Origin of the sequence: Bacillus cereus group sp. MYBK139-1, from assembly GCF_051916915.1 — a bacterium.
Lineage (GTDB): Bacteria > Bacillota > Bacilli > Bacillales > Bacillaceae_G > Bacillus_A > Bacillus_A pacificus.
In genome coordinates, this window is record NZ_JBQAHO010000001.1 from 1,022,830 (window position 1) to 1,034,957 (window position 12,128).

Below are 12,128 nucleotides of genomic sequence, written 5' to 3' on the forward strand. Positions count from 1 at the left end.
CCATACCTCTTTTCACTATCCTATTACCTTTTTCGATTCTTTATTCACCGACCACTGTTCTAATGTATAAGTCATTTCCCAAAATGAATATTCATATTGAATGCTAATAATAAAATGCTGTTTCATTCCTTTGCGGTCAGACTCTGTCACATGTATTGTCAGATTCATTTATTAATGATGTAATAAATGGTGACGCAGAAAGTCGTGCAAAATGGGGAAGTTATGCTTTAACTCAAGTTGGTTTAGGACTTATTGGTGATAAAGGCATAAGCAAAGTCACTACACTCGCAAAGGGTGCGAGTGTAGCAAAATTCCCAGAAGGTATTTCGCATTTTACGAATAAATTGCAAATGGGAGATCGCTTTGCATATGCTAGCGTTAGTGAGTTTAGAGATATTCCAAAAACTTCTTTTAATTCTTTAGAAGATGCACGTAATACATTTATGTTTGCTGACCCTGGTAATTTAAATACACCTAGATTCCAAGAATATCTTAGCCAAGTAGAAGAAATAACAAACAGAAAAATCCCTGAAAATCAAAGAGAATTGCTTCAGGAAGCTTTAGAAAAGCATGCTTATGAACGATACCTGCATCTACTGAGCCAATGATACCTTTTGATGAGCATTTAAAAGTTCCTCTTGATAAAGTTTTTAATTAAGGAGTGTTGAGAACAATGGGGAGATATCCACTAATAGCAATCATAAAAGAAAATGAGGATAAAGAAAATGTGATTTACAGTTTTGGCCCAGATACCGAATCTTGTATGTTAAATCCAGAGCTTTATAGTAGATGGAATTTTAAAGTTGCAAAGAATGCAACTAACCGTGTCGAAGCATTTATATTACTAGATGATATGCCTGAGAAACATATGGCCTTGTTATATAAATGCGTTCATAAAATATATGCTCATATAGAGGAAAATGGTGGTATAGAGAATATGAATAACATTGATTTCCCGGAATATTTCGAGTTTATTGTTTAATAGATATCAGCATTAAACTTTGACATAATAATTATAAGAAACCGACTCTCTTTTATAGGAATCGGTTTCTTTGTCATACTGTTACTAAATTAATATATATTTACATAGGCCTCATTAGCTGTTACATAGAATATTTTACTTAACCTCATACCACCAACCTTTACGGTCAAGGTATCCTTTCATTGCATTAAGTTGTGTATCTGATGTTGGCTCAGAAACAAAATACGTTAAGCCATCAGATTGTAATTTGAAGAATACAAAATACAGTTTCTTATTCCCTTCATACATTAAAGAGTCGTTAGCTTTTGCTGGCTTCTCTTTAATATATGAAAAAAAGATAAGACTCTTTAAGATGATTCTTCTTGATTTCTCAATATAAAGAGTCTTAGATTTCCGCTAACAATCCTATACTATATGAACAAAGAGTAAGGTACGATTTACTCTTTTACTTGAATGATTGAATATATCCACTAGCGATGGCGCTATATTCTTTGTCGACATGTACATATATAAAGCTAATATTTTATATGAATATTCGTAGTCAATATTCATATATTACAATAGCATCAGAAGTACCATTAAAACAATTAGAGCAACTACCACAGCTGCCACAACCACCACAACTAAAACAACCAAAACAACCGAAGCAACCAAAACAACGGAATCCACCACAGCGACCTGCACAACCGCCACAACGACCACAACCGCCACAGCGACGAGCAGCATCTTCAATATAGTAATATGGATATTGGTTTTGCTGGTCCCAATACACAACATTTCCAGACTGGTAATCATTAAGGCTTAACGCTTGTAGTTCTTGTTGAAACTGATTCATTTTCATGACCTCCGTTTATTAACTTTAAACCTTTCGACGCTTTCCTATATTTCTGTTCGTTAAATCTAAGTAGAAATAGCACGATACTATAAACTAAGTTCAATACGTACACCTACAAAATATGACCTATCAGTAGATGATGCACCTTGTTCATGTACCTATTTTTAGGATATTTTTCCATGAGTTCATTTTTAAAAATTAAAAAAAGACGCACTTAGATTGATGCGTCTTTTTACAATACTTCTTTTGTTAAATCATATACATAAATATGATTCACACCTGTGAATAGCAATATCTCTTCTCTTTATCCTATTACGTTTTTCTCTTCTGTACTTATCGGCCACTTTTCTAATGTATAAGCCATTTCCCAAAATGAATATTCATATTGACTGCTAATAATAAAATGTTGTTTCATTCGATTTCGGTCTGCCTCTGTTACTTTTTCAGCTATTGCATCTAATCGTGTAATTTGTTCTTCAACCAACGTTCGGAACCAATCAGATCCATAAGCAGAAATCCATTCGTTATAAATTGGCTCTTCTGGCTGACACTCTTTTAAACGCTCACCAATTTCATAATATAACCAATAGCAAGGTAAAATAGCTGCAATGATATCACCTAAATGCCCTTCATACGCAACACGATACATATGTGAAGTATATGCGTATGCAGTTGGAGCAGGGATAAAAGTATCTTTTTCTTCTTGTGTTATCCCTAATTTCTTCGCAAAATTCTCATGTAAAGATAATTCCGCCTCATATGTATTTTGAGCATGGTGTGCCATACGAGCTGTCGTTTCTAATTCCAGTGCTTTTGCAGCTCCTAAAGTTTGTACTCTAGCGAAGTGACTTAAATAATATGAATCTTGAAGCACGTAATAGCGAAAACTAGCTAAATCTAACGTTCCTTCACCAAGTTTTTTTACAAAAGGATGATGAAAACTAGCTTCCCAAATTGAATCTACTTCTTTACGTAATGATTGTGAAAAAGTCATTTAAATCCCTCCAATTATGTATAAAATTTAAGTATTTACCCACCATTATTACATCTGTAAAACAAAAAAACTTTCTTTACAGGCGTAAAGAAAGTGAAATTGACAGTTTTTATTTATTAAATAGCAATGTCTTTCCCACTTCCCTACGCTGGTATTAACCAGATCAGGTACTAAGAGTCTCAAATTCCAATTTGATCTCAGCCTATAATAGGCTCCCCTAGTGGATAAAATATTTAATTTTCGTATTGTATTCATCATAACATACTTCATGTAACTGTCAAAAGTTATTCATGATACCGCTACTTAAAATCCTTCTTCTTTTCTTACTCTTAATGAAGTTTCAATAATCATATCTAATAGTTTACTATATTCAATTCCAGCTGCAGCTGCACTTTTTGGTAGTAAACTCGCTTGCGTCATCCCTGGTAATGTATTAATCTCCATTACATATGGAATACCATCCTTCACCATCATATCCACCCTTGCATAAACGCTGCATTTTAATGCTTTATAGCAAGCCAGGGACGCTTTGTTTACACGTTCCTTAAGTTCAGCTGGAAGTTCGATAACTTCTTCAATTGTACTAATATCATCATATTTCGCATTGTAATCAAAGAACTCCGCCGCATGTCGAATTGAAATAATAGGTAATTGTTTTCCATCAAAAATGGAACATGTAATCTCGTCACCTTTTATATATTTCTCTATTACTACTTCAGAATCCCATTCGAACACCGTTTCCAGCATTGAAATTAATTCATCTTTATCATATACAATCTTTACCCCCACACTCGAGCCACCAGAGTTTGGTTTTACCACTAACGGAAATCCTAATTTATCTAATTCATCAACATTTAGATCCTCCATTTTTGTAAGTTCAATCCAATCTGGTGTTTCTATTCCTTCATAACGTAAAATCTTTTTCGAAATATTTTTGTCCATACATATACCGCTAGATAACATATTGCTTCCGCTATAAGGAATACCTAAACTTTCAAGCGTTCCTTGAACAGTTCCATCTTCTCCGTATTTTCCGTGTAACGCGAGCAATGCAAAATCAATGTCTTTCGCTTTTTCGATTAAATCCATTTTTTCATTTAATGTAATTGGTACAATTTCATATATATTTTTATCTAAATTTGCAATCATTTCATTTCCAGTCATAATGGATACTTGTTTTTCAGAGGATACTCCTCCCATAATAACGCCAATTCTCATTTCCTCAACTCCAAATTTCGTTTTTTATTGTATCACCGATTATTTTGATTCCACGAACTATTTCTTCTTCTTTCAGGCGTGAAAATCCTAATCGAAAAGTGGTCGCTCCTTCTCCATCAGAATAAAACACATCTCCAGGAGAAAAAGTAACCCCTTGCTCATAACACTTTTGCAAAAGTGTGCGGGCATGAATTTTTTCTTCTAACTCTATAAATAAATGAAGTCCACCATCACCGGTCATTCTTTGAAACGGAATGTACTCGTTACACGCCCCAACAGCTAACTCATATTTTTTCTTATAAACAGACCTTGCCTTTTTTAAATATTTTTCAAAATATCCTTCATGTAAATATTGAAAAAGAACAGCTTGATCTAAAGTAGATGTGTGAATTGTTCTTGCTCTTTTTACACTTTCTAAATAATGAATCAGCTCTTTATCTGCAATGATCCATCCAACACGTAAACCAGGGAAAAGTACCTTAGAAAAGCTACTAATATAAATCACATTATTACCAGCACCAGCAAAAGTTAATAGTGGGGCTAAATGTGAACCTGAATAACGTAGTTCCTCATTAAATCCATCTTCTATAATAGGAACCTTATATTTTGAAAATAATCTCATCAGTTCCGTTCTTTTCTCTGAACTCGTAACAATACCGGTTGGATTATGATAGGAAGGAATTAAATATGCAAAATCAAACTCTTTTTCACGCAAGCTTTTTTCCACTTCGTTCGTATCAATACCATCTTCATTCATATTTATTCCATGCACTTCAAGACCATGTAGGCGGAAAAGCTTGAGTGCAGCATGATGAGTCGGATTCTCGCAAATAACCCGCCCTGATTTCTTTGATAACGAGGATAGAACAATGTCTAACCCTTCTGTAAATCCATTTGTAATTAAAATGTCTTTATTCGAAATATCTACACCTTTCATTTCCATATAATGAAGTAGATATTTCATTAACGGTCTATAGCCTTTTGCGTATCCGTAATTTAATACGACATCACCTTCAATGGACATACGAGTAAGAAAAGCTCTTTTGAAATTTTCCACATCAAATAGCTTTTCGTCCGGAGCGATACTGTTAAAAACAATCATTCCTTTTTCCCAGCGAACACCATGTTTCATTAAATCTAATTCATCCGCTAATAAAGTAACTGTATTAAGTTTATTTTTCCAATCTATTTCAACAGACGAAGTGTTTGAAATATCAACCTTCGCAACAAAATTCCCTTTTCCTTTAACTGCATATATAAGTCCTTCTTGCTCTAAATCCGCATAAGCAGCTAGCACAGTATTTCTGCTCACACTTAATAATTCGCTAAGTTCCCTCGTCGAAGGAATTTTTTGCTCCCCGAGCAAATGCCCTTTCATAATCATCTTTTTTAAATAATCTTTCAATTGAATATAAACGGGACGCTCTTTGACAACTTTAAAATCTTTAAACAATTCCTTACCCCCTGCAATCATTTTTGCATAATTATTTCATTCTCAAAAGGTCCACTACATATGTATTTTTTATAAAGGGCGGTACGGTTTTATAAAGTGAAACTTTAACCCATTGGTAATTTTACTACCCGTTCATACGTGACAAATCTTTACGATATAAGTTAATTACATCTTTTAAAGCTGCAGCTGCAGCGCCTCGTGGATTAGAAGCACCACCAATTGTAGTAACTTGCCCCATCGTATCTGTAAAGAACGTAATTCCTTTTTCTGTACCATTTACATTTGCTAGTGGATGATTCTTATCTATTTCGTACGGTTCTACTTTAAGAGTCACTTTACCATCCTGATCCTTATACGCTGAAGCTATTAATTTAATAAATTTATTTTGTTCCTTAGCATTTCGAATTTGTTGTTTTGTAACATGTTCAATTCCTTTTATATATATATCTGTAAGCATATGCTCTGTTCCCATTAAACTGTTTGTCAAAAGTAACAATTTACAAGCACTATCAGATCCGCTTACATCCAATATTGGGTTCGTCTCAGCAATTCCTTTACGTTGCGCTTCTTTCAGTGCTTCTTCAAACGTAATATCTTCCTCATTCATTTTCGTAAGAATATAATTTGTTGTCCCGTTTAATATTCCTTCTATTTTTTCAACATGGCAACCAGCTAAACTAAATTGACCAATATCAAGTGTCGGTAATGCGGCCGCAGTTGCACCACTATATCGAATTCGTACATTCGCAATTTTTGCTGCTTCATTTATTTCTCTCCAGTTTGTAACAAGCGCACCTTTTGAAATTGCTACTATATCCATTTGTTTCTCAATCGCTTGTTTTATATATTGTTTCCCTGGATTTCCATCTTTAAGGTTTGTAACTGTTGATTCTACCAGCACTGTACCACTTATGTTATCTGTCGCACGTTCCTCCGGATGATATTCTATATACTTTTCAATTGCAGCACTACTGCTACCATACATTAATAAGTTGTGAATAGATAATCCATCCTCATTATGTATTGCAACATTTCTGCCTAATACGCCACTTACAACTAACTCTATACCATATGTTTCATATATATATGAACATTTTTCATGTAGTAATTTTATAAACTCTCTTCCTACTGTTCCATATCCTGATAGTACAACTTTAATTTTCATAATATCCCCCCATATTTTTCTACCAAATCCCTCTTTCAATATAATATAAAGCGCCCTCGAATTCCATCGAGAGCGCTTTATTATTACCTATTTCGGTAAACGTGATAGCTTTTCAGCAATTGTTCTATAAAACTCTTGAATGTTAGAAAAACCTAACGTGTCTGAAATACTTAATCCTACCATGTCGAGATGGTCCCAATTTGCTTTCGTTTCGATATGATTCCATTTCCCAATCTGTAATGACTCATTATTATTTACGGTAGCATTAGAAGAAGGTGCAATCATAGAACTTGTATTTACTACACCATCATTTTGCCACCAAGTAGTATCAATTAATGGACGATTTTCTTCATACCTTGCATAGGAACCTAAGAAAAATGCATTCCCCATTAACACTTTATTCATCGTTATATGAGGCAAATGTAAACCTGTTATAGGTGCCGCTTGTGATGCATGTCCACTATAGGATAAGTAATACACATTCGGTTGCGTCTTTACCCAATTATTTAACTCCTTTGCACCATCTGTACTTAAATCCCATTGACTTATATCTTTTGTATTTTTCCAAAGTGAACTATTTAGAATACGATTACTGTATTGGAAAAAGGACTCTCCAACATTTTTCTTTATGCCCCATTGATCCAATTTAAAATCATATAGTGATAAATTATCGTTTCCTCCAAAACTTGCAGCTGTAATGAGTAAATCTTTAACGAACGGTAGTAGAAGACTACCATCCGCAAGTGTTGTACCGTTGTGAGGAGTTGCTAATGTTGTAACACTATGAACATATGATTTCTCACCCTCAAATAATGGTGATATTTTGGTGTTTGGGTGATTTTTCACATGATTTTTTTCTTCAAAACTGCCTTCTTTTAATAGCTGTACTAATGTTCTAATCGTTTGTCCACCCATGCTATGCCCAACTAAATGAACTTTATTTGTTTCACTCCAATTCGGCGCAAAACCACTATAAGTTCTACCAAAACGATTATGTCCATGTTTCTCAGCATGTGCGGCACCGTAGTCTACTGTTCCACCGTTAATTTGGGCATATAATTCACATGCACGGTCCCAGTTACTAGAAACTGGTCCAACAGCTGCGGTATGAACTGTATAACCATTGCGTTTCAAATCTTCTTGTATATCATGAACACCCCCCCAATATTTAACCCCTAGCATTTCCTCTCTACCCCATCCGGCAAACCCATTTACTAAAATGATCGGATAATTATTTTGTTGACTCTCTTCAGCATATGTTATTTTCGCTACCAATGAACAAACAGCCACTAATGCAAAAAAACATATTTTTAAAAATAACTTCCCCATATTTCCTCCCCCTGATAAAACGTTTACATTTTTCACTTTACAGCATGCTTTAATAACTTAAACATAATGTAAATTATTATATATACGTTGTATATATAGAAAACATATACAAATGTTGATAAATATTAATTCAAGTAAACATTTACTTTTTACAATGCACCTTGTAAATCTATTTATTTGAATTTATAATTAGGTATAGTTTCCTCATGTTAAAAAGATTTAAAAACCATAAGAAAACTAATCTCATTGCTTGAAAAGGAGGAAAAAGCATGCAAATCAGATCAAATATTCATACATTATCTCAACCTACTAAAATAACTCCATCTAATCTTGAGCATAATACTATCTCTTCTACTAAACTTGAAGATAAAAAATCAAATGATCCCATCAAATTTGATATTCGTTCATCTGAAAAAGAGATGAAACAACCTGAGCATAAATTTAATGAATTAGATTTATGGAAGATGCTAAAAGATAAAGGTGTTCCTTTATGGATTATACTTGAAATGCTACAAAAGGCTCGTAAAGAAAAAGAAGCACAAAATAATTCAGTTCAAAATTCAACTGCGATTGAAGAAACAAGTGAGACTCGATTAAATGAAGTAATGTAATCTATGTTATATGAATGCTCTAAAGTAAAAAGAGTTCGAGATTGATAAAATTTCTATCAAACTCGAACTCTTTTTTAAGATTTTTCTCCAATCGTTACAAACTGAAATGATACTTCCCCTTGATGATCTTTAATTAACTTTTCTACTTTTACTTTTTCATTTATTAATGTATTATCTGTCGACATTTTAGGTTTTTCATCACCTAAAGACTTGTTCAGGTGGAGAAGATGCATTTTCGTTTCATTTGCTTTTAATTCTTTATACACACTATCTTTTGCTACAATTACATACGCTTGTGTTGGATATTTACGAGTGTTACCTATCCAAGCATCACTACCGTATTTAACAGCAAACTCCTTTCCTTCTAATTCAATACTTTTTAAATTTTTTTCATCTTCTTGTGCCAACAAAATCGAGCCTTCTTTTGGTAACTTAGGTAACGTACCTATAGGTCTAAATTTGGATCCATTCTCTCTTTCACGAAAAACCTTTGTTTTAATCAACGCTTGTGCTGTAGATTCATTTAAAATTAAAACTTGTCCATTTCCAAATGTACCCGTTTTTACAGAAAACACTTCATTTTCTTTCGTAATTTCCTGATAACGATTCATAATTGATAAAGTATTATTTTCATCTCCAATGATTAATACACCGTTAGCTGGAAATCTGTTTTCATTTTTAGAGCATGCACTTAAACTTATTAACATTAATATACTTAAAATGAAAATAGATAATATTTTCTTCATCACAGTTCCTTTCATAACTCAAATTGTTTTTACATGCTTTTATGCAGTCTTACTTACTCATATTCCCTACTGTTCCATAGTTTTATAAAGCTTCTGTAAATAACGCCAACGAGTTATATAGAAATATAAAACTTGTATACAGATAAATGAAATTAAAATTACAATAGAACTATTTAAAATAGAAAAATCGACTAATTGTTGCAATGCCATATAAGCAACCACTGTGTGTATTACTGCAATGGTAATCGGTAAAAAGAACATTAATAATAACTGTCTCGTTACAACTTTTTTCAACTCTCGCTTACTTAATCCCATTTTCGAAATCATTTTATATTGTTGTTGATCGCGATCCAAATCAGTATATAACCGGAAGTAAATAAAACTAGCGGCAAATGTGAAGAAGACGATTCCAACTAAAACACTGGCCATAAGTAATAATCCATTCGTTTGTTTTGCCTCTAACAAACTTAAAGTCAAAGCTTGAAAATGGAAATTATCTTCTCTTGCATCTGCATTGAATATACTATTTAATTGATTTGAAATTTCTTTCGTCTTTATCCAGTCATCTACAACAAATCCGTATGTACGATGTTGAATAACTACATCATCTTGATTGATATTAAAAGGAATACCATCATATACACGATCTTGAACCGCGATAAAAATACCGCTAGTATCATGTGGTAAAACTAAATTTTCTACAGCTTTTTTCACACGAAATGTCTTTATCCAATCTCCTTCAATGACTTCAATATTCTTTTTATAATCACCATTTTTAAATTCTTGTTTTTGTGATACCATTCCAGGGATTAGTAATATTTCATCTTCTTTTTCAATTGTTTCTTGTTGATATCCTAGTGCTCTCGCAAGTTCGTTATATTCACTTAACTTCATTACATATACATTACTTTCTGTATATTTATAAGAAGATGAAGCTGTTCGATATGGAATATTCGCATCAGCAAGATGTTTTTTTATAATAGATAGATGTTTATCCACCATTTTGTCTTTTTCAGGACCTATATAAAGAAACGTATATGGGTTTGTCATTCTTACCAATTCTTTATTCCCAATAGCAGCTGTAGTTCCAATTGCTGTAAAAGCAACTGCTGAAATAATAGACACTATAAAAAACATAGTTGCATTATCTTTCATACGGTAAATTAATTCTGAAAACGTTAATATATTTGTTCTCTTTAAAAAGAAAAATTCACTCCTTTTCGCAAGATGCAATATATAAACGCTACATTGTGTATATAAAAAGTACGTTCCTATAATTACTAAGAGCACACCCATTACGAGCATGATAAAACTATGATTTTGAATAAAGCGAAATACTGAAATATATCCATACCCTATACTAATTAAAGAAAGTAACGATAATATTATTGAAGCTTTCGGTTCAGGCTTTGGCTTTTCTCCAGCTTGAATAAGTTCCACAAGTTCGGTTACTTTAACCGTTTTAAATGTAACTAACGAAACGATTAAAAATAAGACAAGAAACGTGAAAACTGTTAATAATACAGCCTGCACTGGTATATAAAAAGGTAAACCATTACTAATCATTAATACACTGGCACTGATTAGTAAAACTAGTTTAGAAAATATGAGGCCAATGAGGATCCCAATACAAATCGAACCAAGTCCGATTAACATATTTTCAATTAACAATAACTGCTTAAGCTGTCTCATTGACATACCTTGCATCATTAAAATGCCAAATTCTTTCTTACGCGTTTTTAAAAACGAGCTCACTGAATATAAAATAAAGAAAAATGAAAAAACAAAAATCAAACCTTGGGATATTTGAAATCCTAATGTACCAAATGTACTTATTGTTTTACTTGTCGATTTCAACTCCCCCTGTAAATCAGGATGGAATAATAAAAGGGCATATGTAAAGAAAATCATAATCGAAAATGCACTACTTAAAAAATGGGCAGCATATGTACGCTTATTTCGAAAAATATTATTAAATGCGAACTGACGAAAAGTCATGCCTTTTCCCTCCTAACAAAGAAAGGACATCCATAATCTTTTGATAAAAGGTTTGCCGACTTTCACCACGATAAATTTCGTTATATAGTTGACCATCTTTAATGAAGATTACTCGGCTACAAAAACTAGCTGCATACGGATCATGTGTAACTAACATCATCGTTGCCTTTTCTTCCTTATTAAGCGTATCCAGCATCTCCATTACATCATTTGAAGATTTAGAGTCTAAATTCCCGGTCGGTTCATCAGCAAGTAATAATTGCGGTTTATGAACAATTGCACGAGCAATTGCTGTTCTTTGAGCTTGTCCCCCTGAAATTTCAAACGTTCTTTTATTCAATATATCTGTAATATTTAATTTCTCTGCAATTTCTTCTACTCGTTTATTCATTTCTTGCACAGAAACACCATCTAATGTCATCGGTAATACGATATTTTCCTTCACTGTAAGCGTACTAAGTAAATTAAATGATTGGAATACAAATCCTAATTGTTTTCTACGGAATAAAGCCAAATCTTCAGATGATAACTGGAAAGGATTCGTACCATTTATTACTATTTCTCCCGATGTTGGAGAGTCGATAGTAGATACCATATTTAATAACGTTGTTTTCCCGCTACCAGATGGCCCCATGATCCCTATAAATTCACCTTCTTGAATTGATAAATCAATATCTACTAATGCTTTAAAAGGTATTTTCCCTTTATATACTTTACTAATATTTTTCGCATGTAAAATTTCCATTTCTATTCTCCCTTCATTTGCACTTCTCACAATGAGTGTAAATGAATTCTCT

General features: G+C 32.9%; 11 protein-coding genes, 3 pseudogenes and 1 riboswitch. Of the genes and pseudogenes, 3 read left to right on the plus strand and 11 right to left on the minus strand.

Going from position 1 to position 12,128, the window contains the following annotated elements; translation table 11 throughout:
- Positions 1-15: 15 nt before the first annotated feature.
- Positions 16-150 (minus strand): annotated as a pseudogene (locus tag ACTFRS_RS05255) (TenA family transcriptional regulator); the annotation flags it as partial.
- Here ACTFRS_RS05255 and ACTFRS_RS05260 point away from each other — a divergent pair.
- Positions 141-584, plus strand: a pseudogene (locus ACTFRS_RS05260) (hypothetical protein); the annotation flags it as partial. The pseudogenes ACTFRS_RS05255 and ACTFRS_RS05260 sit on opposite strands and share 10 nt — an antisense overlap.
- An 89-nt stretch (positions 585-673) precedes the next feature.
- A complete protein-coding gene (locus ACTFRS_RS05265) occupies positions 674-982 on the plus strand; it encodes a hypothetical protein (RefSeq protein ID WP_431084612.1) in 309 nt (102 codons plus the stop codon).
- Between the two features lie 135 nt (positions 983-1,117).
- On the opposite strand, the pseudogene ACTFRS_RS05270 reads toward ACTFRS_RS05265, so the two are convergent.
- The 7 genes and pseudogenes from ACTFRS_RS05270 to ACTFRS_RS05300 all read right to left on the minus strand — a co-directional run.
- Positions 1,118-1,234 (minus strand): annotated as a pseudogene (locus tag ACTFRS_RS05270) (N-acetylmuramoyl-L-alanine amidase C-terminal domain-containing protein); the annotation flags it as partial.
- 289 nt (positions 1,235-1,523) lie between these two features.
- Entirely contained in the window at positions 1,524-1,817 is a 294-nt protein-coding gene (locus tag ACTFRS_RS05275; protein WP_047386168.1) for a heterocycloanthracin/sonorensin family bacteriocin, read from the minus strand.
- 304 nt (positions 1,818-2,121) lie between these two features.
- Positions 2,122-2,811, minus strand: a complete 690-nt coding sequence (tenA, locus tag ACTFRS_RS05280; protein ID WP_440024034.1) for a thiaminase II — start codon at positions 2,809-2,811, stop codon at positions 2,122-2,124.
- Between the two features lie 123 nt (positions 2,812-2,934).
- A riboswitch (TPP riboswitch) is annotated at positions 2,935-3,040 on the minus strand.
- Positions 3,041-3,114: 74 nt separating this feature from the next.
- Complete coding sequence (ddlB, locus tag ACTFRS_RS05285; protein ID WP_431084609.1) at positions 3,115-4,029, minus strand: D-alanine--D-alanine ligase; 915 nt, start codon at positions 4,027-4,029, stop codon at positions 3,115-3,117.
- A 4-nt stretch (positions 4,030-4,033) separates the two neighbouring features.
- Positions 4,034-5,482 carry a MocR-like pyridoxine biosynthesis transcription factor PdxR gene (pdxR, locus tag ACTFRS_RS05290; RefSeq protein WP_139869033.1) on the minus strand — a complete coding sequence of 483 codons (1,449 nt, stop codon included), beginning with the start codon at positions 5,480-5,482 and terminating at the stop codon, positions 4,034-4,036.
- A 124-nt stretch (positions 5,483-5,606) separates the two neighbouring features.
- Complete coding sequence (locus ACTFRS_RS05295) at positions 5,607-6,647, minus strand: homoserine dehydrogenase (protein ID WP_139869034.1); 1,041 nt, start codon at positions 6,645-6,647, stop codon at positions 5,607-5,609.
- Positions 6,648-6,734: 87 nt separating this feature from the next.
- On the minus strand, positions 6,735-7,976 hold the full coding sequence (locus ACTFRS_RS05300) for an esterase/lipase family protein (RefSeq protein WP_242294035.1): 1,242 nt from the start codon (positions 7,974-7,976) through the stop codon (positions 6,735-6,737).
- A gap of 269 nt (positions 7,977-8,245) precedes the next feature.
- On the opposite strand from ACTFRS_RS05300, the gene ACTFRS_RS05305 reads away from it, so the two are divergent.
- Entirely contained in the window at positions 8,246-8,587 is a 342-nt protein-coding gene (locus ACTFRS_RS05305) for a DUF3914 domain-containing protein (RefSeq protein WP_242294036.1), read from the plus strand.
- Between the two features lie 74 nt (positions 8,588-8,661).
- Here the strand turns inward: ACTFRS_RS05305 and ACTFRS_RS05310 are convergent, their stop codons facing one another.
- From ACTFRS_RS05310 to ACTFRS_RS05320, 3 genes are all read right to left on the minus strand, one after another.
- On the minus strand, positions 8,662-9,333 hold the full coding sequence (locus tag ACTFRS_RS05310) for a lipoprotein BA_5634 family protein (RefSeq protein WP_242294037.1): 672 nt from the start codon (positions 9,331-9,333) through the stop codon (positions 8,662-8,664).
- Positions 9,334-9,399: 66 nt separating this feature from the next.
- Positions 9,400-11,331: an ABC transporter permease gene (locus ACTFRS_RS05315; protein WP_242294038.1), complete on the minus strand. Its 1,932-nt coding sequence runs from the start codon at positions 11,329-11,331 to the stop codon at positions 9,400-9,402.
- A complete protein-coding gene (locus ACTFRS_RS05320; RefSeq protein WP_000404256.1) occupies positions 11,306-12,076 on the minus strand; it encodes an ABC transporter ATP-binding protein in 771 nt (256 codons plus the stop codon). The genes ACTFRS_RS05315 and ACTFRS_RS05320 overlap by 26 nt, the downstream gene beginning before the upstream one ends.
- Positions 12,077-12,128: the final 52 nt, after the last annotated feature.

Coding starts and splice junctions, on each gene's coding strand:
- ACTFRS_RS05295 (WP_139869034.1), bottom strand. CDS start 6,647: ATGAAAATTAAAGTTGTACTATCAGGATATGGAACAGTAGGAAGAGAG.
- ACTFRS_RS05275 (WP_047386168.1), bottom strand. CDS start 1,817: ATGAATCAGTTTCAACAAGAACTACAAGCGTTAAGCCTTAATGATTAC.
- ACTFRS_RS05300 (WP_242294035.1), bottom strand. CDS start 7,976: ATGGGGAAGTTATTTTTAAAAATATGTTTTTTTGCATTAGTGGCTGTT.
- ACTFRS_RS05305 (WP_242294036.1), top strand. CDS start 8,246: ATGCAAATCAGATCAAATATTCATACATTATCTCAACCTACTAAAATA.
- tenA (WP_440024034.1), bottom strand. CDS start 2,811: ATGACTTTTTCACAATCATTACGTAAAGAAGTAGATTCAATTTGGGAA.
- ACTFRS_RS05310 (WP_242294037.1), bottom strand. CDS start 9,333: ATGAAGAAAATATTATCTATTTTCATTTTAAGTATATTAATGTTAATA.
- ddlB (WP_431084609.1), bottom strand. CDS start 4,029: ATGAGAATTGGCGTTATTATGGGAGGAGTATCCTCTGAAAAACAAGTA.
- ACTFRS_RS05315 (WP_242294038.1), bottom strand. CDS start 11,331: ATGACTTTTCGTCAGTTCGCATTTAATAATATTTTTCGAAATAAGCGT.
- ACTFRS_RS05320 (WP_000404256.1), bottom strand. CDS start 12,076: ATGGAAATTTTACATGCGAAAAATATTAGTAAAGTATATAAAGGGAAA.
- ACTFRS_RS05265 (WP_431084612.1), top strand. CDS start 674: ATGGGGAGATATCCACTAATAGCAATCATAAAAGAAAATGAGGATAAA.